Below are 24,686 nucleotides of genomic sequence, written 5' to 3' on the forward strand. Positions count from 1 at the left end.
CCGAAAGCAATGACCGACAGCCTGACCGGTGTCTGGGACGGCACCTTCGTTCAGCGGCACGTTGGCATGGTCACGTTTCTTGCAACGCTCATCGAATCCGGTGGCGCGCTCACAGGAAACGTGACCGAACCCTGCACGGTGCCGGGTTGTCCGATAAGCACCCACAACGCGTCGATCGCGGGTCATCGAACCGGCAGCGCCGTCTCATTCATCAAGCGCTACGAGCCACCCGGCCACGGCTATGGCACCGTCGCTTACGAGGGCACGGTCAATGCCGAGGCGACGGAAATCGACGGGCGGTGGAAGCTGCCGGGCACGACGGCGTCGGGGACGTTTTTGATGGTGCGGTCGGGTAAGCCGGCGGAGGCGGTCGTGGTCGAAGAACGGGCGAAGGAGCCGGCGCGGTAGCGAGTAGCAAGTAGCCCGGATGAGCGGAGCGACATCCGGGGTTAGGACGTCCCGCATATCGCTCCGCTCATGCGGGCTACGGCCCTGTGCGGATGCGGCACTCGAGATCATCTGCCTGGTGTTCATACCTCTGGGTGTGCCGAACAGACATCAAGACCTTTCCGTGCCCATTAATCTTCCGTTAACCATTCGCGGCCACGCTTCCCGGCGGCTGGGGGAAGTGATTCCTGATGTTTCTGCTCCGCGTTCCGGAGCAGGCGTCGATCGGGAGGTGTAGATGCCCCGGGAGTATAGTGACCTTTACCTTGGCGTGGACTGTGTCCCCGTCCCCGAGATTCCGCAGTCGGAGTCTCATCCGCCCTCACCCCATGAGATTGTGCCAATGCTGATCGGCTCGACGGTCGAGGCGATCGAGCGCGAACTCGTGCTGCAGACGCTGGCGCGCTGTCACGGCAATCGCACGCACGCCGCGAACATGCTCGGGCTTTCGGTGCGCACGATGCGGAACAAGATCCGGCAGTACGCGACGGATGGGGCCGACATACCCCGACACTCCTAGCTGGTGCAGGACGACAAGCGTCCTTGTCTCGCGGTAGATCGAAGAGCGAAGGCGGAAGCGTGTCCACGATCATGAGCACAGCACATGCTGGGCACGCTTTGCTTTGCCCACCCTACGGGTCCGGACTGATTTGCTTTCGCTCGCAAGCGCAAATTCCCGTGCAACGCTGCGGCATTTCAACGCGACCAGCAAATCACTTCTGATTTTCAGAAATCATGTCAAGCCTCGGAATCAAAAATATTCCGCTTTCGTTCTCACCCAAATCAGCGGCATAACTCCGTCCGTCTCACCGCAAGATGAGGGGCGCTCGCGAACGTCACGAACGCGCAGTGAGATGTGATGGACGCAGATGGCGCGAAAGACGTTGCGCGCCGGAGGCGTACGGCGAAGTCGTGTGGTTCGAATGTCGCGGTGCTGGCATGAAGCCGTCGAGAAGCGAAAGCTTCTCGGGGGCGACGGAGGCAAAAGAGCCGTTCTCCGGGAAGAGCACGAAGTAAGCCGTAAAGCCATTGCGCAGGGAAGGCCGGGATGCTCCCGCCGAACCTGTATGCTCGTGTGCGCGTTCCTTATGCGCACCTGCACACGAGACCGCGGGTGCGGCGCGCACCCGGTCTTCCCTGCGCCCTCTGATTTCGATGAGGGCAAACGAGATGCAAACCTCGGGCAAAGTATGTCGCGAGAATGGAAAGCTGTATCCACCGTCATTGCGAGCGCAGCGAAGCAATCCATCTATCCCGACGCCGAGACGTGGATTGCTTCGCTTCGCTCGCAATGACGCTGATGGGCCGCAGGCGACGGCCCCCTGATGCCATCACAGGCAATGGACTATGTTCTGCGACCGATCCAGCCTCATGATGTTCCAATTGGAAACTCAAATGACCGGGCCACATCAGAACTATTTTAGTGTTTGCTCGTGGAGATTGAAATCGGTTGACTTAATTTCGACGCACAGAACACCAAGAGAAGAGCTGAGATCGCGGGTCGCAACAAAGATAAAGTCCGTGCCAGGGAAGGACGAACGTGGGTGAACTTCTGGGCTCGATAGCCTTCACTTTGATCGTTATCGCCGTGATCGCCGGCGCATGGGCCTGGATTTCCACGCTATTCAGGAAAGGTGTCATGGCGCTGATCGGATTTGACCGGGTCTGCGTCCAGCAGTTCGAGACCGTGCTGCTCTACCGGAGCGGGCGTTTTGAAAAAGCCCTCACCCCCGGCCGGCACCGGATCAGAGCCGGCAGCCGGCAGCTCGCGCGGATTGACTTGCGCCCCGAGGTGTTTCGCTTCAAGCAAGGCGCCGTCTCCGCGGACCGTTTTGCTCTCAACCTCATTTATGTCGTGCGGACCCAGATCATCGACCCCCGCGCCTCGTTCGAAAGCACGCAGAACTACCGCGACGAGATCTGCATGCGCCTGCAATCGGTGGTGAAGGCGATGTGCAGCCGCAAGCCCCGCCTCGAAATTCAGATGGATCACCAAACCTTCGGCCATAACGTTCAGAAGGCGGCCAACCAGGTGTTTCGCTCGATCGGTTGCGAATGCCTGACGTTTGAGCTGATGCAGGTCGATATCGTCGGCCTCGCCGTCGAGCTGGACAACAGGCGAGCGGGCGTTGCGGCGCATGCGCCCGGCGTGGTCGAGAAAGGCGCGTTCGCTGCAATGTGATCACGCCGGGCTCTCAGGCCGATCGGTCGGGCGCGCCGCCGGTCGACACCGGCCGGAATGCCCTGGGCCATCGGGCTACCTGACGGGAGACGGCCCATACTGTGCCGCTCCCGATTTTCGAATAGATCATTCTACGCGGCGCCCCGGCAGCGTAGCGCGACGGCGTCATAAAGCTGGGGCCCGTGCGCAGCTCGTCTGCGCAAGCCGAATGGCTCGGGGATTGCGCAAATGGCGGCAATGCCCAACTGTTCCATCATCATTCACCCGGACCTATCAGACATGAGCCAGACCAGACTGTTCGAGCCCTTCAAGCTTGGCCCGATCACGCTTCCCAACCGCCTCGTGATGGCACCCTTGACCCGCAACCGCGCGGTGCCGCCGGGCATGGTGCCGAGCCCGCTCGCGGTCGACTATTACGGCCAGCGCGCCTCCGCCGGACTATTGATCACCGAAGCCAGCCAGGTCTCGCAGCAAGGCCAGGGCTATCAGGATACGCCCGGCATCTATTCGAAAGAGCAGGTCGAGGGTTGGCGCAAGATCACCGACCGCGTGCATGAAAAAGGCGGCCGCATCTTCATCCAGATCTGGCATGTCGGCCGCGTCTCGCACACCGCGCTGCAGCCCGGCGGCGGCAAGCCGGTCGCCCCAAGCGCGATCCGCGCCAAGGGCAAGACGTTCGTCAACGGCACCTTCACCGAAATCTCCGAGCCGCGCGCGCTGGAGCTCTCGGAGATTCCAGGGATCATCGACGACTTCAAGCGCGGCACGGAGAATGCGCTGGCCGCCGGTTTCGACGGCGTCGAAATTCACGGCGCCAACGGCTATCTGCTCGATCAGTTCGCCAAGGACGGCACCAACAAACGCACCGACGCCTATGGCGGGGGAATCGAGAACCGCGCCAAGCTGATGCTGGAAGTGTCGAAAGCGGTCGCCGCGATCGCAGGCCCCGAACGCACCGGCATCCGCATCTCGCCGGTGACGCCGGCCAATGATGTCTCCGATAGCAATCCGCAGCCGCTGTTCGACTACATCGTGGATGGGCTGAGCGCGCTGAAGCTGACCTACATCCACGTCATCGAGGGCGCCACCGGCGGCCCGCGCGACAACGCGCCGTTCGACTATGCATCCTTGCGCAAGCGCTTTGGCGGAGCCTACGTCGCCAACAACGGCTACGATTTCGATCTCGCGACGAAGGTGCTCGATGCCGGCGCCGCCGATCTCATCGCGTTCGGCAAGCCGTTCATTTCGAATCCCGACCTGGTCGAGCGGTTGAAGAAGGGCGCGCCCTTGAATGAGTGGGATAAGGCCACCTTCTACGGCGGCGGCGCCAAGGGATACACGGACTACCCGACACTGGCAGCCGCGCAGGCGGCGGAGTGAAGGGCGACGCCCTCTCCCCGTCATTGCGAGGAGCAAAGCGACGAAGGAATCCATGCCTCAGCAAGCGGCGAAATGGATTGCTTCGCGGAGCCTGTCATCGGGCGCGCATTCGCGCGACCCGTTGGCTCGCAATGACGGCGGAAAGAAAAAGGCCGGGATCGCTCCCGGCCTTCGTTTTCCCTCGTCATGCCCCGCGAAAGCGGGGCATCCAGTACTCACGGCCATCAGCGATAGAGCCGAGAAGCCGCAGCGTACTGGATCGTCCGGTCAAGCCGGACGATGACGCCGGGGGGTCACTTCGCCTCGGCCCGCTTCGGCGGGGTGGCGGGCCACGACTTGATCAGCGCGTCGTAGTCGACCGTCTCGCCCTTCGGCTTCTCGTTGGCCAGCTTGCGGGCCGGCGCGATGGTCTTGTCCTTCTCGGCCTTGGCGAACCAGAACTCGGCCGTCTCCTTCTTGTTCAGCTTCGGCCCGCAGGCGCCCTGCACGCCGCTCTTCTCGAGACGTTCGAGCACGGAGTCCTGGGCTGCGGCCAGCGCATCCATCGCCTGCTGCGGCGTCTTTGCACCGGACGACGCATCGCCGATGTTCTGCCACCACAATTGAGCCAGCTTCGGATAATCAGGCACGTTGTTGCCGGTCGGGGTCCACTGCACGCGCGCGGGCGAGCGGTAGAACTCGATCAGGCCGCCGAGCTTCGGCGCACGCTCGGTGAACGACTTGTCCCAGATGTCGGATTCACGCACGAAGGTGAGGCCGACATGGCTCTTCTTCAAGCTGACCGTCTTGGAGTTGATGAACTGCAGATACAGCCAGGCCGCCTTGCGGCGATCGGGCGGGGTCGACTTCAGCAGCGTGGCGGAGCCAGCATCCTGGTAGCCGAGCTTCATGCCCTCCTTCCAGTACGAGCCGTGCGGCGACGGCGCCATGCGCCATTTCGGCGTGCCGTCCGCGTTCACGACCGGGATACCGGGCTTCACCATGTCGGCGGTGAAGGCGGTGTACCAGAAGATCTGCTGGGCGATGTTGCCCTGCGCCGGCACCGGGCCTGCCTCGGAGAAGGTCATGCCCTGCGCTTGCGGCGGGGCATATTTCTTCAGCCAGTCGAGATATTTGGTGATGGCATAGACCGAGGCGGGACCGTTGGTGTCGCCGCCACGCTCGACCGAGGAGCCGACCGGACGGCAGCCTTCCATGCGGATGCCCCATTCGTCGACCGGCAGGCCGTTCGGGATGCCCTTGTCGCCGTTGCCGGCCATCGACAGCCAGGCGTCGGTGAACCGCCAGCCGAGCGAGGGATCCTTCTTGCCATAGTCCATGTGGCCATAGACCTTGACGCCGTTGATCTCCTTGATGTCGTTGGTGAAGAACTCGGCGATGTCCTCATACGCCGACCAGTTCACGGGCACGCCGAGCTCATAGCCGTACTTGGCCTTGAACTTGGCTTTGTATTCCGGATTGGAGAACCAGTCGTAGCGGAACCAATAGAGGTTCGCGAACTGCTGGTCGGGAAGCTGATAAAGCTTCTTGTCCGGGCCCGTGGTGAACGACTTGCCGATGAAATCGTCGACGTCGAGTTGCGGATTGGTGACGTCCTTGCCCTCGCCGGCCATGTAATCCGACAGGATCACGGTCTGGCCGTAGCGGAAGTGGGTGCCGATCAGGTCGGAATCGTTGATCCAGCCGTCATAGACGTTCTTGCCGGACTGCATCTGGGTCTGCAGCTTCTCGACCACGTCGCCTTCCTGGATCAGGTCGTGCTTGACCTTGATGCCGGTGATCTCGGTAAAGGCTTTCGCAAGCGTGCGCGCTTCATATTCATGCGTCGTGATCGTTTCCGACACGATGTTGATTTCCATGCCCTTGAAAGGCTCGGCGGCCTTGGCGAACCACTGCAGCTCCTTCATCTGCTCGGCTTTCGACAGGGTCGAGGGCTGGAATTCGCTGTCGATCCAGCGTTGATTGACGGCGTCGTCCGCACGCGCGGGCGCGGCAATGGTCACGGAAGCGGCGATCAGCGCGGCCGCACTGGTCATCGTCAGAAAGCTCTCCTTGGTCAACGGACCATTCCTTCCTCTCAAGCGTCGCATGTTGGATCCTCCGGTTGCAGCGACAGACACATATTTCAGGCCCGGGTTGATCCCGGATCTGCTCTTCTTCGCTCGTCAGACGGTGCGGAAAATCGCAACGGCCGAAACGAGCGAAATCAGGGTTGCGAGCCACAGGCTCGATATTTCAACGCCCTCCTCCCCGATCGGGAGAGTCGCGATCGGGTCGGTGCCGACAAAGGCAATCCACAGCAAATGAATGACGGCAGCGAGCACTAGCGAAATGAACAGCCGGTCGCCGCGCGTGGTCGGAATGCGCAGCACGCCGATACGTTCGGCTTCGGGATAGGCGGCTGCGAGCCACGTCATCACGCCCAAAGTCAGCGCCAGCATCACGAAGAAGATCGCGGTCGGCAGCGTCCAGGCCATCCATGCGATATGTTCCATGCGCGCCCCCTACACCCGGCCGAGCGCGAAACCACGCGCGATGTAGTTGCGGACGAACCAGATGACGAGCGCGCCCGGGATGATCGTGAGCACGCCGGCGGCGGCGAGCAGGCCCCAGTCCATGCCGGCAGCGGAGACGGTGCGCGTCATGATCGCCGAGATCGGCTTGGCGTTGACGGACGTCAGCGTGCGCGCCAGCAACAATTCGACCCAGGAAAACATGAAGCAGAAGAACGCGGCAACGCCGATGCCGCTCGCGATCAACGGCACCAGGATCTTGACGAAGAAGCGCGGGAACGAATAGCCGTCGAGGAACGCGGTCTCATCGATCTCGCGCGGCACGCCGGAGACGAAGCCTTCGAGAATCCACACCGCCAGCGGCACGTTGAAGATGCAGTGCGCCAGCGCGACCGCCCATGGCGTATCGAACAGGTTGATCGCCGAGTAGAGATTGAAGAACGGCAGCGCGAATACCGCGGCCGGCGCCATGCGGTTCGACAACAGCCAGAAGAACAGATGCTTGTCGCCGAGGAAGCGGTAACGCGAGAAGCCGTAGGCGGCCGGCAGAGCCACCGCGATCGAGATCACGGTGTTGATCATGACGTATGTCAGCGAGTTGATGTAGCCGGAATACCAGCTCTCGTCGGTGAAGATGCGCCTGTAGTTCTCCAGCGTCGGCTGATGCGGCCACAGCGTCATCGTGGTGACAATCTCGCTGTTGGTCTTGAAGCTCATGTTTACGAGCCAGTAGATCGGCAACAGCAGGAAGATCAGGAATAGCGAGATGATCAGGCGTCGTCCGGGAATCGAATGCATCAGGCGCCTCCCTGCTTGGCGGGACGCTCAACCCCGGCGTTGGTCATCACGGTGTAGAACACCCAGCACACGATCAGGATGATCAGGTTGTAGACCAGCGACAGCGCGGCGGCCTTGCCGAGGTCGAACTGCCCGAGCGCGATCTTGACCAGCTCGATCGAGACGAAGGTGGTCGAGTTGCCGGGCCCGCCGCCGGTGACGACGAACGGCTCGGTGTAGATCATGAAACTGTCCATGAAGCGCAGCAGCACGGCGATCAGCAGCACGCGATTCATCTTGGGCAGTTGGATCGCCTTGAACACTGCCCAGCGCGAGGCACCGTCGATCTGCGCCGCCTGGTAATAGGCGTCGGGAATCGACTTCAGGCCGGCGTAACAAAGCAGCGCAACGAGGCTGGTCCAGTGCCAGACGTCCATCACGATCACGGTGGCCCAGGCGTCGAACTCGTTGGAGACGTAATTATAGTCAAAGCCGAGGCTGTTGAGCGTATAGCCAAGCAGGCCGATGTCGGGCCGGCCGAAGATCTGCCAGATCGTTCCGACCACGTTCCACGGGATCAGCAGCGGCAATGCCAGGATCACGAGACATACGGCGACTGTCCACCCCTCGCGCGGCATCGATAGCGCCACCACGATGCCGAGCGGCACCTCGATCGCCAGGATGATCGCGGAGAACAACAGGTTGCGGCCGAGCGAAGCTAGGAAACGACTGCCGAGATCGGTAGAGGGATCGAGCAGCTCCTTGAACCAGCCGACGCCATTCCAGAAGAACTGGTTGTTGCCGAAGGTGTCCTGCATCGAATAGTTCACCACCGTCATCAGCGGCAGGATCGCGGAGAATGCGACGACCGCGAACACGGGCAGCACCAGGAACCAGGCTTTTTGGTTGATCGTCTTGTCCATCAGGCAACCCCCTCGACCAGACGGCTGTCGGCGTAGACGTGAACATGGGCGGGATCGAACACGAGCCCGACCATGTTGTCGGGCACGGAAAATCCTGGCGGCACGCGTGCGGCAAACTTGGCATCGCCGACGCGAATGCGTGCGAAGCGGACGCGCCCGAGATCGTCGATGCGCTCGATCGTGGCCGACAGCAGACCGGATGCAGGAGCGGCAACGTTGACGAATTCCGGCCGCACGCCGATCTCGATCTTCGCGCCCGCCGGCAGCACACCGTAATTGCGATGCAGACCAATGATATGACCGTCGATGCGCGCCTCGCGCCCACTGACGACAGCCGGCACAATGTTCATCCCGGGCGAGCCGATGAAGTAACCCACGAAGGTATGCGCGGGCTTGTCGAACAGTTCGGCCGGCGTGCCGCTCTGCACGACTCGGCCGTCATGCATGACGACGACAGTATCAGCAAAGGTCAGCGCCTCGGTCTGGTCATGGGTGACGTAGATCATTGTGAGATCGAGCTCGCGGTGCAGCGCCTTCAGCTTCGAGCGCAACTGCCATTTCAGCTCGGGGTCGATCACCGTCAGCGGCTCGTCGAACAGGACAGCGGCGACGTCGGAGCGGACGAGGCCGCGGCCGAGCGAAATTTTCTGCTTCGCGTCGGCGGTCAGACGCGTTGCCTTGCGGTCGAGATAGAACGTGAGGTCGAGCAGATCGGCGATCTGCCTCACCCGCGCCTCGACCTCGGCCTTCGGCACGCCGCGATTCTGCAGCGGGAATGCGAGATTCTGCCCGACCGTCATGGTGTCGTAGATCACTGGAAACTGAAACACTTGCGCGATATTGCGCTTCTGCGTTGACAGCGGCGTGATGTCGGTGCCGTCGAACAGGATCTTTCCGCGCGACGGCGTGACGATGCCGGAAATCAGGTTCAGCAGCGTGGTCTTGCCGCAACCGGAGGGGCCGAGCAGCGCGTAGGCGCCGCCCTGCCGCCATGTCATGGTTACGGGCTTCAGCGCAAAGGATTCCGCCGGCGCATCATTGCCGCTGTAGGAGTGCGCGAGGTCGACGAGGTCAATGCGGGCCATGGTGCATCTCCCTCAGGCGCTCGATCTTTTTGACGCGTTTTCTTCACGCGAAGGGCGATACACCTCGCTCGAAAGCGCTCTGCCCGGCGCAGCAACCAGACGGTCGGCGGCGTCGAACACGAAAACATTGTCGGGGTCGAGCACGGCATCGAGCGTCTGGCCGGGCTCGTACTCATGCACGCCCTGCAGCACCGCGACCCAGTTGGACGAATCGCGGCTGAGATGAACGAAGCTTTCCGAGCCGGTGATCTCGGTCACGGTGACGGTGGCGTGGAAGGCATGGCGCCCGGCGACACCATTGGCGACTTCGAGCTGATGGGCGCGGAAACCGACGCGATAGGGGCCGTCGGCGAGCGTTGCATAGAGGCCGGTAGCCGGCGCCTTTATGCCGCCGGCATATTGCACGAAGCCGTTCTTCTTCTCGATACCGACGATGTTGAGCGGCGGATCGGAGAATACCTGCGCCACCCGCAGCGTATCAGGCTGGCGATAGACCTTCGAGGTATCGCCGGCCTGCAGGACCTCCCCCTCCCACATGCAGACCGTATTGCCGCCGAGCAGCAGCGCCTCCGACGGTTCGGTCGTTGCGTAGACGAAGATCGCGCCCGACGCTTCGAAGATACGCGGCAGTTCGGCGCGCAACTCCTCGCGCAGCTTGTAATCGAGGTTGGCGAGCGGCTCGTCGAGCAGCACGAGGTCGGCGCCCTTGACCAGCGCCCGTGCGATGGCGGTGCGCTGCTGCTGGCCGCCGGAAAGCTGCAGCGGGGTGCGCTTCAGATAGGGTTCAAGCCGCAGAAGTTTGGCGGCCTCCTGGACGCGCCGGTCGATCTCCTCCCGCGGCCGCCCCTGTACCCGCAGGGGCGAGGCGATGTTCTCATAAACCGTCAGCGAGGGATAATTGATGAACTGTTGATAGACCATGGCCACAGATCGTTGCCGCACGTCGGCGCCGGTAACATCCTTGCCATCGACCAGCACGCGGCCGGTGGTGGGCTTGTCGAGTCCGGCGAGTAGCCGCATGATCGAGGTCTTGCCCGACAGCGTCGGCCCGAGCAGCACGCTCAGCGTGCCGCGCTCGAGCGTCAGCGAGACATCGCGAATGGTCGGGATGCCGTCCACGGATCGCGTGACATGTTCGAGCGTGACGCTCATGGCCGTCCTCCTGCTTCACGCAAGGGACGTTCACCGGAGGTGCGATGGGCTTTCATCCATTCGTCGAGCGCAGCGATTTCATCCGCCGACAGCCGCAAACCGAGCTTGGATCTTCGCCACACCACGTCTTCAGCAGTGCAGGCCCATTCGTTCAACATCAGGTACCGGACCTCGCTCTCGGTCAGGGTAGCGCCAAATGACAGGCCGAGATCGGCCAGTGACTTCGCATTGCCGAGCAATTTTGTCGCACGCGTACCGTAGGCATGCGCGAGCCGGCCCGCATGCGCCCGGCTGAGAAATGGATACTTCCGCGTCAATTCCGTGATCAGCGCGGCGACCGCCGAAACGTCCATGTTGCCACCGGGCAGCGGCGCCTTGCCCGTCCACCCTTCTTTCTCTTTCTCGCTACGAAGGTAGGGCGCGAGCCGCTCCAGCGCTTCTTCCGACAAGCGGCGATAGGTTGTGATCTTGCCGCCATAGATCGACAAGAGCGGCGCGCCGCCAGGCGTATCGAGTTCGAACACGTAATCGCGGGTCGCAGCCTTGGCTTCGCTCGCGCCGTCATCATAGAGCGGCCGCACGCCGGAATAGGTCCACACGACGTCGGTCGGCAGCACCGGCTTTTTCAGATACTCGCTCGCGGAGGCGCAGAGATATTGGATCTCCTCGGGGCTGGCTTTCACCTTGGCCGGGTCGCCGTCGTAATCACGATCGGTGGTGCCGATCAGGGTGAAGTCATCCTGATAGGGAATGACGAAGATGATGCGGCCGTCGGCGTTCTGGAACATGTAGGCGCGATCGTGCTCATAGAGCTTGCGCACCACGATGTGCGAGCCTTGCACGAGCCGGACCTTTGCCCGTGCGTTAACGCCGGAGCCCGACGACAGCACCTGTTCGACCCACGGACCGCCGGCGTTGACCAGCGCGCGGGCCTGAATGGTAGTGCGCGTGCCGCTGATCGTGTTCTCGACCGTGACGTGCCAGATGCCATCGATCTGCCTGATCTCGACTGCCCGCGAACGGGTGTGGATTTCGGCGCCGCGATCGGCAGCGTCGCGCGCGGTCAGCACGACGAGGCGCGCGTCATCGACGAAACAATCGGAATATTCGAAACCGCGTTTGTAGCGGTTGGCGATCAAGGGCTTGCCCACCTCGTCATGGACCAGATCGACCGAACGCGTCGGCGGCAGCAGATGACGGCCGCCGATATGGTCATAGAGAAACAACCCTAGCCTGAGCAGCCAAGCCGGCCGCAGGCCCGAGTGGTGCGGCAAAACGAAACGTAGCGGGCGGATGATATGGGGCGCGATCTGCCAGAGGACTTCGCGCTCGATCAGTGCCTCGCGAACCAGCCGGAACTCATAATATTCGAGGTAGCGCAGCCCACCATGCACGAGCTTGGTCGACCAGGACGACGTCGCGCTCGCTAAATCGTTCATTTCACAAAGGAAAACGGAATTGCCTCGGCCCGCCGCATCGCGCGCGATGCCGCAGCCATTGATGCCGCCTCCGATAATGGCGAGATCGAATACCCTATCCAACGAAACGCATCCCCCGGCGATCGCCTCTTCGCTTCGGCGACTTCGCTTTCGGATGCGGAGTTAAACACAACCAAAAGCGAAAGCAAGCCGAAAGCGAAACGAAAGTGGGAACCGCGTTGCCCGACGGACAGGCCCGACGCCCCGTTGAGGTTGTGGGAATTCAAACGGCAACTCGCGGGCGCCTTTAGGCCGTCGCCTAGGCTGCGGCAACAGCCTCGATTTCGAGAAGCCAAGCTTCATCGAAGATTCCAGCAATGACGACGGTCAGTGCGGTTTCCCGCCCGCCAAGAACTTGATTCCGCACAGCGCGATTGACAGTCGTATAGCGGCGATCGGCGAGATAGGTCCGATGCATCACCAAATTGTCGAGTGTCATGCCGGCTGCGCTAAGCTGCGCTTCGACATTGCTCCATGCGAGCCTGCATTGCGCTTCAAAATCCTCGGGCACGCTGCCGTCAGCCGCGACAGGAATTTGGCCGCTGATGAAAAGCGTGCGTGTATGCCCGTTGACTTCGATCGCCTGGCTGTAGCCAGTCGTCGGCACGAGGGCGGTTTCGGCGTTGATGCGTCGGATCTGCATTCGATTTTCCCTTTCTTGAGGCATCACCTCGTGCATCGCCGCGCTGCTATGGCGCAAACCATTTTTCCTGCAGCATCGCGTTAGATTTTCTAATCCAAGGACGACCTGCTGGCCGCGCATGTCGGCGACAGCGGATGCTGACGTGCGCACGCTGTGGACAGAGGTATCGAGGCTTGGTGTTTCTGCGAAGCGCGCGCTACTTCAGCCGCACCACGGTTGATGCCGTCTCGCCGCCGGGATCGTCGATATCCGTCGTCGGCTTCTCCATCGCCTCGACCACCTCGATGCCGCGATGATGGCAGATATTGGCAAGACCTGCGGGCAATGGCGCATCGGTCACGAAGGTCTGAATCTGGCTGAGATGGGCGATGCGCACCGGCGCGCTGCGCCGAAGCTTGGTCGAGTCCGCGACCAGCATGACGCTACGGGCGTTGGCGATGATCGCCTGCGCCGCCTGCACCTCGCGATAATCGAAGTCGAGCAGCGCGCCCTCCTCGTCGATCGCGGATGCGCCGATGATGGCGTAGTCAACCTTGAATTGGCCGATCAGGCTGATCGCGGTCGAGCCAATTACGGCGCCGTCGGCGCGCCGCACCGCTCCACCGGCCACGATCACCTCGATGCGCGGATGCCGATAGAGCAGCATCGCGACGTTAAGGTTGTTGGTGATGACGAGCAGATCCTCATGCGAGGTCAGCGCGCTCGCGACCTCCTCGGTCGTGGTGCCGATGTTGATGAACAGCGAGCAGCCGTTCGGAATCCTTTGCGCCGCCGCAAGGCCGATCGCCCGTTTCTCCTCGGCCGCCACGAAGCGGCGTGCCTCATAGGCGAGGTTTTCCACGCCGGAGGCGATGATGGCGCCGCCATGAATGCGGGTCAGCGAGCGCTGGTCGCAGAGGTCATTGAGGTCCTTGCGGATGGTTTGCGCCGAAACCTCGAAGCGTTTAGCGAGGTCTTCCACCATCACCCGACCAAAGGCGCGGGCGATATTGAGGATTTCAGTCTGACGGTGAGACAATCCGGCCACGGTGGCACCCTTGCTCTTAGACTTGGGGCACAAAGTTGCCGTTATGGTGCGGCTGATTGGGGCCGCGGTCAACGAGGGAGATCGGGGGCGAGAACGGCTGAAAGGGCGAAACAACGAATCCTGGTTAAGGCGACCGCGCCCGAAACCGTGCGAGCCGCACTACTCGACAAGGCAATTTGTGGCTGCAACACTGTGATCACAACCAGAAACAAATGGAGGAAACCATGAACATCGATCGCCGCCAGCTCGCCTTGCCCGTACTCGCACTTGGGCTCATGAGCGTCGTCCCGGCCTTTGCCGGTGCGGACGAAGATGCCGTCGCAAAAAACGTCGAAGCCTTCCGTGCGGCGCAGGCGGCCGGCAATGCCGAGGGGATCGCCTCACTCTGCGCGGAAGAGCTGAGCTACAGCCACTCGAACGCCAAGGTCGATACCAAGGCGGCACTTCTCGACGGCATCGCCAAGGCCAACTACAAATGGACGTCGCTCGAATACAAGGATCCCACAATCCGCGTCGTCGGCCCGACTGCCATCGTCCGCTTCAACTTCGTCGGCGAGCAGGAGTTCACCGACGGCAAGAAGACGCCACAGAACCTGCACATCCTCATGAACTGGCAGAAGCAGGGCAACGACTGGAAACTGCTGTCGCGGGCCGCCACCAAGCTCTGACCACCGAACGACCGGCGCTGGCGGTCATGCCGCCAGCGTCATCCCGCTGGCGAGCTGCCTGGCGGCGCGTTCGGCCTCGCGTGCATTGCGAAATATCTGTCCTTCCAGACGGTTGAAATGGTGCGAAGCGGCGAAAAACTGGTAGCCGCCGGGGGCGCGCACGATGATCCCAGCCGGCTGCGAGCCGACTTCAATAATGTAGGTGTCCGACATGGCCCAGCCTTTGATTTCTTCCGGGCCTACAACGGGTTGCAGCGCAAATCGTTCCGCGCTTCCACCGTTGCGCCGCAAGGCCAACCTATGTCAAAGCTGGTTCCGGAATACGGCGAATCGCTCAAATGGCTGGAGAAACTGACATGATGCCAAAATTCGCGATCTCGATGCTGGTCGCCCTTGCGGTTTGCGCACCGTTCCAGGAGGCGGCGGCGCAGGAAAGCACCCTTGGGGGCGCGCTGTTCGGCGGCGCCGCCGGCGCCATTGTTGGCGGCGCACTCGGCGGCGGCCGTGGAGCCGCGATCGGCGCCATCGTCGGCGCAGGCACCGGGGCAGCGATCGGCGCCCAGGGCGAACCGCGGCCGGGCGGCTATCGCTGGTATCAGGGCGGCTGCTACATGGAGCAGCCGGAGGGCTGGGTCGCGGTTTCGCCGCGCTACTGCGGTGTTCAGGCGCAATACGCCCCTCCGCCGCCGCGGTATTATGACGATACGCCGCGCTGCATGCGCTCGCCGAGCTATGACCCGCGCCGTGGCACGTTCATCGGCCGCGACGGGTACGAGCGTCCCTGCCCGTAAGCGCTCAGGTCTTGATAACGCCGTCCGGGGTGACCGGCTGCGGACGGCCGTTGTCGTCGATTGAAACGTAGGTGAAGTTGCCGTCGGTCACCAGGATCGACTGCAACTCCCTGCGACGCACGACCCATGCTTCCAGATGTACCGTAATCGAGGTGCGTCCGACCCGCACCAGATTGGCGTAAACGGACACGAGATCGCCGACATAGACGGCTTTCCGGAAATTCATCGCCTCGATCGCAACCGTCACCGTGCGCGACTTGGCGATCTTGGAAGCGAACACACCGCCGCCGATATCCATCTGGCTGAGCAGCCAGCCGCCGAAAATATCGCCATTGGCGTTGGTATCGGCCGGCATGGCCAGCGTGCGGATGCAGAGATCGCCCCGCGGCTCGGTCTCGGTGTTGACCGGCGCGTGCACATGGGTTTCGCTCACTTGAAGTTCTCCCAGCCGGCGTCGGGCGTAAACCGGCCGCCAAATTTGTCGGTCAGGGCATCCAGCGTCGAGACCACGTTCTCAACTCCGCGGGTTCGCGCATAGTTCAAGGGGCCACCACGGAACGGCGCGTAGCCGGTGCCGAAGATCATGGCGCCATCGACCACGTCGGGATTATCGACGATGCCCTCGCGCAGGCAAGCGACACAGACATTCGACATCGGCAGGATCAGCCGGTCGATCATTTCCGCTGACGGCTCCGAGATCGCCGACATGCCGCCGGTGTCGGCCTTGCCGTCCTTCCAGGTGTAAAAGCCCTTTCCGGTCTTGCGGCCGAGTTCGCCCCTGGCGACCTTCTCGCGCAACCAGGCTGGCGTCGATGGCAGCGCAGCGCCAAATTTCGAGCGCAGCATGTCGCCGACGTCGAGGCAAATGTCGAGGCCGACCTGGTCAGCAAGTTCAATCGGGCCCATCGGCATGCCGAATTTTTTCGCAGCGGCGTCGATGACAGTCTTATCGATCTTCTCGTCGAGCATCATCATCGCTTCGAGCATGTAAGGCGTCAGCGCGCGGTTGACGAGGAACCCGGGCGAGGATTTCACCGGCAGCGGCAGGCGATCGATGGCGCCGACGAAGGCGAGCGCCTGCTTCAGCAGCTCAGGCTCGGTGCCGTCATGGCTGACGACTTCGACGAGCTGCAGGCGCGAGACCGGATTGAAGAAATGCAGTCCGAGCAGCCGCTCGGGCCTCGAGAGCGTGGTGCGCAGATCTTGCAGCGGAATGCTTGAGGTGTTGGTCGCAAGGATGGCGCCCGGCTTCATCTTCGGCTCGATGCTGGCATAGACCTTCTGCTTCAGCTCCAGCTTTTCCGGCACGGCCTCGATGATGAGATCGGCGTTGCGGACGCCTTCGGCCTGCATATCCGGCATCAGCCGATCGAGCGCGTCCCGCACCGCGGTGCGCTTGCGCAAGATCTTGCCGTACAGATCGCCGGCGCGTTTGATCGCGCCTGCGATCGGCTCCGGCTTCATGTCGGCGAGCGTCACCCGCAAGTCCTGGCCGGCGCACCAGGCAGCGATGTCGCCGCCCATCGCGCCCGCTCCGATGACATGGATATGCTCGATCTTGTTGCCGCTGCCGGCGAGCTTCTTCATCTGCTCGCGCAGGAAGAACACGCGGATCAGATTCTGCGCGGTCGGCGTCACCATCAACCGCGCAAACGACGCCTTCTCGGCCTTGAGCATCGCGGCGCGGTCGCCACCGTGCTTTTCCCAGAGATCGATCAGCGCGTAAGGCGCGGGATAATTCGCTTCCGGCGCAGCCTTGGCGGCCTCGCTCCTCATCCGCCCGGCGAGGAAGCTCCTGACAGGACCGAGGCTGAAAATATTGTTGAACAACCCGGGCTGCGCGCGCTTGAGACGGCCGGATACGGCGTCCTTGACCGCATTGCGCACGTGGCGCTCCTCTGTCACGGCGTCGACCAGGCCGAGCGATTTAGCCTTGCGCGCATCGATGGTCTTGCCGGTCAGCATCAGCGGCATCGCCTGGATCGGATTGACGAGCTGCGTAAAGCGCGCGGTGCCGCCAAGGCCGGGATGCAGGCCGAGCATGACCTCGGGAAAACCGAACCGCGCGTCCTCGATTGCGATCCGCATCTGGCAGGCGAGCGCGACTTCAAGACCGCCGCCGAGGCAGAAGCCGTGGATTACCGCAACGTTCGGAACGCGTAGCGCCTCGAGGCGGTCGATCACCGCATGCGCGCGGCCGATCTCGATCTCCACTGCCGCCACATCAGTCGCGCCGCGAAAGGCGTTGACGTCGGCGCCGGCAATGAAGCCGGATTTTTTGGCGGAGCGGATGACGAGGCCCGTCGGGCGCTGGGTTTCCAGTTCTGCCAGCACCTTGTCGAGTTCTTCGATCAAGTCGGCCGAAAGCGTATTGGCGCTGGTACCCTCGCGGTCGAACAATAGCCAGGCGACGCCGTCGCTGTCGCGCGTCAGCCTGAAATTCTTGTACGGGCCATCGGCATCCGGCTTGGGCCCGAGTTCGAGCACGCGGTCGCCGAGAACGTTCATGATCTGGCTATCCATGCTCACACCGTCTCTATCAGCATCGCGCCGCCCTGCCCGCCACCGATACATTCGGTGGCGATGCCGCGCCTTGTGCCCAACCGTTTCATGGCGTTGACGAGGTGCAGAACGATGCGGTTGCCGCTGCAGCCCACGGGATGGCCGAGGCTGATCGCGCCGCCGTCGACGTTCAATTTGCTCTGGTCAAGTTCGCCGGCCGCACTGTCGAGACCGAGAATCTCCTTGCAGAATTTCTCGTCTTTCCAGGCGGCAAGGCAGCCCAGCACCTGGGTGGCGAACGCTTCGTTTAGCTCCCAGGTCTCGATATCGGCGAGGGTCAGCTCGTTGCGCTTCAAAAGCTCCGTCGCCGACAGCACCGGCCCCAGGCCCATGATGCCGGGATCGAGCGCGGACCATTGGCTGTCGAGGATCGCCGCCTTGGGCGTCAGCCCGTGTTTAGCAACGGCCTCTTCGGAAGCCAGGATCACCCATGACGCGCCGTCGGTGATCTGCGAGGAATTGCCTGCGGTGACCTTGCCCCAGGGGCGCTCGAACACCGGCTTCAGCTTTGCCAGCGACTCCGGCGTCGAATCCGGCCGCACGCCGTCATCGTGATCGTAGAACTTGCCGTCGCGGGCGAACGCGGTCTCGACCTCGCCCTTGAGCCAGCCTTCGGATTGCGCTTTCGCCAGCCGCCGGTGGCTCTCGGCGGCGTAAGCATCCGACTGCGCGCGCGTGACGCCGAAGAGATGTCCGACCACCTCAGCGGTCTGGCCCATGTTGAGTTCGGTGATGGGATCAGTGAGCCCACGCTCCAGCCCGATGATCGGCTTGAAATAGCCGGGCTTCACTTTCAGCGCGGCCATGATCTTGGCGCCGATGCCCTTGGCGCTGGCAAGACCAGCGAACCAGCGGACGCCTTGTTGCGGCCAGACCAGCGGCGCATGGCTCAGCGCTTCGGCGCCGCCGGCCAGGATCAGATCGGAGATGCCTTCGCGGATGTAGCGGTAACCCGTATCGATCGACTGCATGCCGGAGCCGCAATTGATCTGCATGGTGAAGGCGACCATTTTCTCACCCATGCCGAGCCGCAGCGCGGCGACGCGGGCCGGATTCATCTCGTCGGCAATGACATTGACGCAGCCGAGGATCACCTGATCGAAGGCATCTGGCGCGAAAGGCTGCCGCGCCAATAGCGGCCGGCCGCATTGCACGGCAAGATCGACCGGCGTGAACGGGCCGGGACCGGAGCGCGCTTTCAGGAACGGCGTCCGGCTGCCATCGACGATAAAGACCGGTCTTGCCATCAGCTTGCCGCCCTCTGCTCACCCAGTTCCTGGAAGAACTGATGCACGTCGGCGTCCTTTCTGTAAATCGGCGACAATGCCTCAGGCGCGAAATCATCGACCTCGATCACCTTGGCAACGGCCTCATGCGCGGCCTGAAGCTTCTCGCCATCAGCCTGGGTGATGACGCCCTTTTTCACCGCTTCATTCCAGTCATGCAGCCGCGCGGCACGCATGGTCCTGGCGATGTTCTCGATCTCGGCCACTAGGCGGAAAGCCTTCTCCAGCCGTGCGATGCCGCCATCATCATCGACAGCGGCAAGGTCCGGCGTGAGCCGGTCGCGCGCCGCCGACGGCTCCAGCACGAGTTCGGCGCATTGATGCACGACGCGGTCGGATGGGCCGGTTACCTTTGCGCCGAACGGCTGGATCAGGAATTTGAGGATGACAGCTACAAACCGGTTCGGCAAATTGGCGAGGATTTCTGCAAAGCGATTTTCGATTGTGCGGAAACCACTTGCCATGCACCATTCAAGCGCAGCGAAATCTTCTCGCTGCCGGCCCTCGTCCTGCCAGCGCTTCAGCGCAGCCGACAACAGATAGAGTTCGGACAGGATATCGCCAAACCGCGCCGAGAGCATTTCCTTGCGCTTGAGCGCGCCGCCGAGCGTGAGCAGCGCCATGTCCGCGCACAGCGCAAATGCAGACGAGTAGCGCGAGAGCTGGCGATAGAACCGCGTCGCCTCCCCGGCATCGGGCGCCGGTGCGAACAGGCCGCCGGTCCAGCTACGGCTCCAGGCTCGGAACATGGTTTTGAAGCTGTGGCCGACATGGCTCCAGAACGCCCTGTCAAAGGCATCTAGGCCTTTTGTGCGGTCCGCTTCACCCAACGCATTCATTTCGTCCAGCAGGAATGGATGCGCGCGGATCGCGCCTTGGCCGAACACGATAAGATTTCGCGTGAGGATATTGGCGCCCTCGACGGTGATGCCGACCGGCACCGCACGATAGAGGCTGCCCATGTAATTCTGCGGCCCGTCGATGACAGCCTTGCCGCCATGGATGTCCATGGCGTCGTCGATCACGATCCGCATCCGCTCGGTGGCGTGCAGCTTCATGATTCCGGAAATGACGGCGGGATGATGCCCTTGATTGAGCGCCGCGCAGGTCAGCCGGCGCGCGGCGTCGAGCAGATAGGCGGTGCCTGCGATGCGGGCGAGCGGCTCCTCAATGCCTTCGAACTTGCTAATGGAAATGCCGAACTGCTCGCGGATGCGGGCATAGGCGCCAGTGGTGCGCGCCGCATAGGCCGCACCTGCGGCAGAGAGCGAAGGCAGCGAGATGCCGCGGCCAGCGGCGAGCGCCGTCATCAACATCTTCCAGCCTTGTCCAAGACGCTCCTGGCCGCCGATGATGTAGTCCATCGGGATAAAGACATCGCGGCCCCAGTTCGGGCCATTCTGGAAAACCTGCATCGCCGGCAGATGGCGGCGGCCGATGTCGACGCCGGGCAGATGGGTCGGGACCAAGGCGACCGTGATGCCGAGTTCCTCCTGCTGACCCACGAGATGATCGGGGTCATAGGCCTTGAAGGCCAGACCGAGCAGCGTCGCCACGGGTCCCAGCGTGATGTAGCGCTTGTGCCAGTTCAGCCGCAGGCCGAGCACTTCGCGGCCCTCGAAATCGCCCTTGCAGATGATGCCGGTGTCGACCATCGAGGCGGCATCCGAGCCCGCTTCCGGGCTGGTCAGGCCGAAGCAGGGAATGTCGCGGCCATCGGCAAGGCGCGGCAGCCATTTGTCCTGTTGCTCTTTGGTGCCGAAGCGCATCAGGAGTTCGCCAGGTCCGAGCGAGTTCGGCACCATCACGGTGACAGCCGCGGTCAGCGAACGCGAGGAAAGTTTCCGCACCACTTCCGAATGCGCATAGGGCGAGAAGCCAAGCCCGCCAAACTGCTTTGGGATGATCATGCCGAAGAATTTGTGGCGCTTGATGAAGGACCATGCCTCGGGTGGCAGATCGCGCCATTCCCAATTGATCTTCCACTCGTCGAGCATGGCGCAGAGCTCGTCGACGGGGCCGTTGAGAAAGGCCTTTTCTTCGTCGGTCAAAGTGGCCGGCGCGACGGCCAGCAATTTCGACCAGTCGGGATTGCCGGTGAAGAGGTCGGCGTCCCACCAGACGTCGCCCGCCTCCAGCGCCTCGCGCTCGGTGTCGGACATCGCCGGCATGGCGCCGCGCGCGAACGCGAAGATCGGCTTGCTGATGAAATCGCGGCGGAAGCTCATGGCGACCTCCTCATGATCGGGGCGCGACGTCACGCCTCACCTGTGCCAAACGCTGATATATTCTAGCTGAAAAGCGCGGGATTCGGGGCAGTTCGCGCCGGGAATGAAGCGAAATTGATAAACCGGAATATAACGACAGAAGTCCCCGGCCGTTCCAGTACGGTTGCACTATCCGGCATTTGAGGACGGGCGGTTGAGAGCGAGACGCACGACACGCGGTTCGTGCGGCTCGCCCTGCGCGGCAATGGTCTACGAATAGCGCTTACCGCGTCGTCGTTCGTTCGGAACGAACACAGCGAACACTTCTCTGACGCGAACGGCAGGCGTGACGTCGCGAGTAAAGCGTACTTCCGCTGTCGTGGAAGTTTCTTCCACCCGAGGCGCGTAGAGCGCACTCTCGTACAGCGAACCGTCAAACCGCAGATTGCTGTCGTCGTCAGTGAGGTAAGCGTTTGAAACAATCAAAAATACGAGCAGCGTCGATCCAACGGCGGTAAAGTATTTGAAAATGGACATTGATGGACGAGCCTCCCTTCTTGCAAGGGAGCGTGATCGCTCGCCATAAAGGCTCGGTTTAAGCCCGTCCAGCTTTTGCCGGATCGGTTTTTCGCGGGTTGTCAGTTTGCGACAAATTTTAATGAAAGCTGGCGCGACGGGCTGCAAAGCAATGAAGCGCCGGCGGTTCATGCGGGCGCTTCTACTTATCGCGCGAAGCAGAGGCCGCTAACCAGGCCCTGCCCCTTGCGTGGCCGTATATACGGCGTAAAGCGACTGACTCGCAGCCATGAACAGACGGTTACGCTTGGGGCCGCCGAAGCAGACGTTACCGCACACCTCGGGCAGACGAATGCGGCCGAGCAGCTTGCCCTCCGGCGAGAACACTATCACGCCGCTATAGCCAACCGCGCGGCCGGCGTTGCTCGAACACCACAGGTTTCCATTGACGTCGCAGCGCAGGCCATCGGGTCCGCATTTCACACCATCGATCATGCAATCGCTGAAGCGCTTGTGGTTGGAGAGTTTGTTATCGGTCCCGACATCGAACACGAATATCTCACCCTTGCCACCCGGACCGGTATCGCCCGGTCCCTTGCCGGTGGAGGCGACATACAGCTTCTTGTAATCGGGCGAGAAGCAGAGGCCGTTGGGATCGGGCACCTGCTCTTCCGTCACCACGAGGTCGATACGGCCGGACGGATCGATACGATAGCAATTGGTCGGCAATTCGCGCCTGCCCGGCACGAACCCGGCCGGCTGACCAATCCGCGGGTTGAGCTTGCCGCTGAGATTGCTCGGGCCGCCGGCGACGTCCGGCTCACCCTCATAGAGCATGCCACCATAGGGCGGGTCGGTGAACCAGTAGCTGCCGTCCGGATGCGCGACGACGTCGTTGGGAGAATTGAGCTTCTTGCCGTTGTAGGAATCAGCCAGCACGGTCGCGGTGCCGTCGTGTTCATAGCGCACGACGCGCCGGGTGAGATGTTCGCACGAAAGCTGCCGTCCCTGGAAGTCGAACGAGTTGCCGTTCGAGTTATTGGAGGGCGCGCGGAAGACGCTGACGTGGCCGTCATCCTCCGACCATCGCATCTGCCTGTTGTTGGGGATGTCGCTCCACAGGAGATAACGTCCTTGCGAACTCCAGGCCGGGCCTTCGGCCCACAACAGGCCGGTATGGAGACGCTTGATCGCGGTGTTGGGCTGGGCGAGATCGTTGAAGGAAGGATCGACGGCGATGATGTCGGGGTCCCAGAAGTAGGTGGTCGGCGCGCCGCGCGGACTGAAATCGCGCGGCGGGCTGGTCACTGTGGAGGGAGGCGCCACCGGGCCGCTCTGGGCCAGCGCGCTGCTCACTCCCGCCACGGTGGCGCCGGCGCAGGCGGCCAGGCCATGGACAAGCGTTCGTCGGGAAATCGTGACTTCTGGATCAAGCTGCTGTTCTGGATCGCGCCGCTCTTGGCGTATCATCGCATCCTCCCAATATGTTCGCCGGCCGTTGACCCGGCCTGGCAACTCAAGGTTAATCCGGACGGCGTCCGGTTGCGAGCCGCTTTTCAATTCAGCCCGCGCCTCAAGCTCGCGGTGGAGAATGGCATTGCCTCGTCCAACGCCTGAGGTGTCGCGACACTTCCACATTGCGGCGATTGCCCACGTGGCGACCAGGTAGCTGACATGCTAATCTTTCGCCGGTCGTCAGTTCTTCGGCAAATCAATCAGTCCGCGGGCAAACCAAAAATGAAGACGCCGACTAAACAGATATTGCATCGCACTGCGAGATGGCGCGCCGGAGAACTTTTTGCTGCAGCCTTGTCATTTTCGATTTGGACCAACACGGCCGCGGCCAACCAAGCGGAGAACATTCCCGCCCCCTCTCCGCACAAGCTCGAGCGCATCACGGAGTTCTTCAACAATGAAGTTGCGACCGGGAAATTGCCCGGCGCCGTCGTGCTGATCCAGCAGCACGGCAAGCCAGTCTATCTGAAATGCTTCGGCGTCCAGGACGTTGCGACCAAAGCTCCGATGACGCCGGATACCATCTTTGCGCTTCACTCGATGACGAAGCCGATCACCAGTGTCGCGGCGATGATGCTGATCGACGCCGGCAAGCTTTCGCTCACCGACCCCGCCTCCAAGTTCATTCCGGCGTTTGCCGACGTCAAGGTCGGAGTGCCGTCGACTGCGGCTGATGGAACGCCCTTTCTAAAACTTGTCCCGCCGGACCGGCCGGTGACCATCGAGGATCTGCTGCGCCATACGTCGGGCATCACCTACGACTATATCGGCGGCAAGCTGATCGATAAGGCTTATAAGGACTCTGGCCTTTTCGACGGCAAGTTCCCCAACAAGGTGTTTGCTGAACGCATCGCCAGATTGCCGCTTTCAAGGCAGCCCGGCACGCTTTGGCGCTATGGCCACTCCACCGATGTGATCGGCCGCATCATCGAGATCGTATCCGGACAAACGCTCTATCAATTCGAGAAGCAGCACATCCTGGATCCGCTTCGTATGACCAGCACCAAATACGTTCTGGACAGCGCCGACGAACGGGCGCGGATGGCGGAGCCGCTGCCGAGCGATACCATCCTGCTAGACTCGGAACGTGAACGGCGCGCTCACCCGGAATGGGAATCCGGCGGCGGCGGGCTGGTCTCGACCCTGAATGACTATGCGCGCTTTGCCCAGATGATTCTCAACGGCGGAGAGCTCGACGGCAAACGTTATCTCAGCCCGGCAGCATTCAAGGCGATGACGACAGACCACGTCGGGCCGGGCTCCGGTGTCGCGCGCGATTATTTCTACTTTCCCGGCGACGGCTTCGGCTATGGCTATGGCCTTGCTGTACGCACCGATCCGGGGAACGCCAAACCGCCGCCGCCAGGCTCAATCGGAGAACTCAAATGGGACAGCGGCAGCGGCACCTATTTCGGCGTCGATCCCAGCCTGAACATGATCTACATCATGCTGGAGCAGACCCAGAACGAACGTGGCCGCATCCTGCCCGCCTTCAAGGCGCTGGTTTACGATGCGTTCGCCGCGGATAAATGAT

23 protein-coding genes and 1 pseudogene are annotated in these 24,686 nt (G+C 62.3%); 8 read left to right on the top strand and 16 right to left on the bottom strand.

The features are described 5' to 3' along the window. Positions 1-9 precede the first annotated feature (9 nt). The 4 genes from J6524_RS06420 (at position 10) to J6524_RS06435 (ending at position 4,009) form a co-directional block, all read left to right on the top strand. Positions 10-408: a hypothetical protein gene (locus J6524_RS06420; protein WP_225669537.1), complete on the top strand. Its 399-nt coding sequence runs from the start codon at positions 10-12 to the stop codon at positions 406-408. Between the two features lie 277 nt (positions 409-685). Continuing rightward, complete coding sequence (locus tag J6524_RS06425; protein WP_225669538.1) at positions 686-967, top strand: helix-turn-helix domain-containing protein; 282 nt, start codon at positions 686-688, stop codon at positions 965-967. A 1,020-nt stretch (positions 968-1,987) separates the two neighbouring features. After that, positions 1,988-2,629 (top strand): SPFH domain-containing protein, encoded by a 642-nt coding sequence (locus tag J6524_RS06430; RefSeq protein ID WP_225669539.1) that lies wholly within the window; start codon positions 1,988-1,990, stop codon positions 2,627-2,629. A 279-nt stretch (positions 2,630-2,908) separates the two neighbouring features. Then, complete coding sequence (locus J6524_RS06435) at positions 2,909-4,009, top strand: alkene reductase (protein ID WP_225669540.1); 1,101 nt, start codon at positions 2,909-2,911, stop codon at positions 4,007-4,009. Positions 4,010-4,302: 293 nt separating this feature from the next. On the opposite strand, the gene J6524_RS06440 is transcribed toward J6524_RS06435, so the two are convergent. The 9 genes from J6524_RS06440 to J6524_RS06480 form a co-directional block, all read right to left on the bottom strand. Beyond that, complete coding sequence (locus J6524_RS06440) at positions 4,303-6,045, bottom strand: ABC transporter substrate-binding protein (protein WP_225669839.1); 1,743 nt, start codon at positions 6,043-6,045, stop codon at positions 4,303-4,305. Between the two features lie 129 nt (positions 6,046-6,174). Continuing rightward, complete coding sequence (locus J6524_RS06445; protein WP_225669541.1) at positions 6,175-6,504, bottom strand: DUF2160 domain-containing protein; 330 nt, start codon at positions 6,502-6,504, stop codon at positions 6,175-6,177. A gap of 9 nt (positions 6,505-6,513) precedes the next feature. Then, positions 6,514-7,320 carry a carbohydrate ABC transporter permease gene (locus J6524_RS06450; RefSeq protein ID WP_225669542.1) on the bottom strand — a complete coding sequence of 269 codons (807 nt, stop codon included), beginning with the start codon at positions 7,318-7,320 and terminating at the stop codon, positions 6,514-6,516. Beyond that, on the bottom strand, positions 7,320-8,222 hold the full coding sequence (locus tag J6524_RS06455) for a carbohydrate ABC transporter permease (protein ID WP_225669543.1): 903 nt from the start codon (positions 8,220-8,222) through the stop codon (positions 7,320-7,322). Before J6524_RS06455 ends, J6524_RS06450 begins: the two co-directional genes overlap by 1 nt. Beyond that, on the bottom strand, positions 8,222-9,307 hold the full coding sequence (locus J6524_RS06460; RefSeq protein ID WP_225669544.1) for an ABC transporter ATP-binding protein: 1,086 nt from the start codon (positions 9,305-9,307) through the stop codon (positions 8,222-8,224). Before J6524_RS06460 ends, J6524_RS06455 begins: the two co-directional genes overlap by 1 nt. Before the next feature lie 12 nt (positions 9,308-9,319). Beyond that, positions 9,320-10,459, bottom strand: a complete 1,140-nt coding sequence (locus J6524_RS06465; protein WP_225669545.1) for an ABC transporter ATP-binding protein — start codon at positions 10,457-10,459, stop codon at positions 9,320-9,322. After that, positions 10,456-12,000, bottom strand: coding sequence for a glycerol-3-phosphate dehydrogenase (gene glpD / locus J6524_RS06470; protein ID WP_225669546.1), 1,545 nt, complete (start codon positions 11,998-12,000; stop codon positions 10,456-10,458). Before glpD ends, J6524_RS06465 begins: the two co-directional genes overlap by 4 nt. A 196-nt stretch (positions 12,001-12,196) precedes the next feature. Next, entirely contained in the window at positions 12,197-12,637 is a 441-nt protein-coding gene (locus J6524_RS06475; RefSeq protein WP_312002350.1) for a RidA family protein, read from the bottom strand. Between the two features lie 139 nt (positions 12,638-12,776). Continuing rightward, positions 12,777-13,607, bottom strand: a complete 831-nt coding sequence (locus J6524_RS06480) for a DeoR/GlpR family DNA-binding transcription regulator (RefSeq protein WP_225669547.1) — start codon at positions 13,605-13,607, stop codon at positions 12,777-12,779. A 224-nt stretch (positions 13,608-13,831) separates the two neighbouring features. Here J6524_RS06480 and J6524_RS06485 point away from each other — a divergent pair, with 224 nt between their 5' ends. After that, positions 13,832-14,275: a nuclear transport factor 2 family protein gene (locus J6524_RS06485; protein WP_225669548.1), complete on the top strand. Its 444-nt coding sequence runs from the start codon at positions 13,832-13,834 to the stop codon at positions 14,273-14,275. Positions 14,276-14,299: 24 nt separating this feature from the next. Here the strand turns inward: J6524_RS06485 and J6524_RS06490 are convergent, their stop codons facing one another. After that, complete coding sequence (locus J6524_RS06490; protein WP_225669841.1) at positions 14,300-14,488, bottom strand: hypothetical protein; 189 nt, start codon at positions 14,486-14,488, stop codon at positions 14,300-14,302. Between the two features lie 143 nt (positions 14,489-14,631). On the opposite strand from J6524_RS06490, the pseudogene J6524_RS06495 reads away from it, so the two are divergent. After that, positions 14,632-14,931, top strand: a pseudogene (locus J6524_RS06495) (YMGG-like glycine zipper-containing protein); the annotation flags it as partial. Positions 14,932-15,070: 139 nt separating this feature from the next. On the opposite strand, the gene J6524_RS06505 reads toward J6524_RS06495, so the two are convergent. The 6 genes from J6524_RS06505 to J6524_RS06530 all read right to left on the bottom strand — a co-directional run bounded on the left by J6524_RS06505 (position 15,071) and on the right by J6524_RS06530 (position 23,107). Next, positions 15,071-15,499 (bottom strand): acyl-CoA thioesterase, encoded by a 429-nt coding sequence (locus J6524_RS06505; RefSeq protein ID WP_225669549.1) that lies wholly within the window; start codon positions 15,497-15,499, stop codon positions 15,071-15,073. Further along, positions 15,496-17,589, bottom strand: a complete 2,094-nt coding sequence (locus J6524_RS06510; protein ID WP_225669550.1) for a 3-hydroxyacyl-CoA dehydrogenase NAD-binding domain-containing protein — start codon at positions 17,587-17,589, stop codon at positions 15,496-15,498. Before J6524_RS06510 ends, J6524_RS06505 begins: the two co-directional genes overlap by 4 nt. Before the next feature lie 2 nt (positions 17,590-17,591). Then, positions 17,592-18,875 (bottom strand): acetyl-CoA C-acetyltransferase, encoded by a 1,284-nt coding sequence (locus tag J6524_RS06515; protein WP_225669551.1) that lies wholly within the window; start codon positions 18,873-18,875, stop codon positions 17,592-17,594. Further along, on the bottom strand, positions 18,875-21,142 hold the full coding sequence (locus tag J6524_RS06520; protein ID WP_225669552.1) for an acyl-CoA dehydrogenase: 2,268 nt from the start codon (positions 21,140-21,142) through the stop codon (positions 18,875-18,877). Before J6524_RS06520 ends, J6524_RS06515 begins: the two co-directional genes overlap by 1 nt. 249 nt (positions 21,143-21,391) lie before the next feature. After that, positions 21,392-21,829 carry a hypothetical protein gene (locus J6524_RS06525; RefSeq protein ID WP_225669553.1) on the bottom strand — a complete coding sequence of 146 codons (438 nt, stop codon included), beginning with the start codon at positions 21,827-21,829 and terminating at the stop codon, positions 21,392-21,394. A 36-nt stretch (positions 21,830-21,865) separates the two neighbouring features. After that, complete coding sequence (locus J6524_RS06530; protein ID WP_225669554.1) at positions 21,866-23,107, bottom strand: SMP-30/gluconolactonase/LRE family protein; 1,242 nt, start codon at positions 23,105-23,107, stop codon at positions 21,866-21,868. On the opposite strand from J6524_RS06530, the gene J6524_RS06535 reads away from it, so the two are divergent. Next, complete coding sequence (locus J6524_RS06535) at positions 23,030-23,254, top strand: hypothetical protein (RefSeq protein WP_225669857.1); 225 nt, start codon at positions 23,030-23,032, stop codon at positions 23,252-23,254. The genes J6524_RS06530 and J6524_RS06535 overlap by 78 nt on opposite strands. Positions 23,255-23,395: 141 nt before the next feature. Further along, positions 23,396-24,685 carry a serine hydrolase domain-containing protein gene (locus tag J6524_RS06540; RefSeq protein ID WP_376711987.1) on the top strand — a complete coding sequence of 430 codons (1,290 nt, stop codon included), beginning with the start codon at positions 23,396-23,398 and terminating at the stop codon, positions 24,683-24,685. Position 24,686: the final 1 nt, after the last annotated feature.

This window comes from Bradyrhizobium hereditatis, from assembly GCF_020329435.1.
Lineage (GTDB): Bacteria > Pseudomonadota > Alphaproteobacteria > Rhizobiales > Xanthobacteraceae > Bradyrhizobium > Bradyrhizobium hereditatis.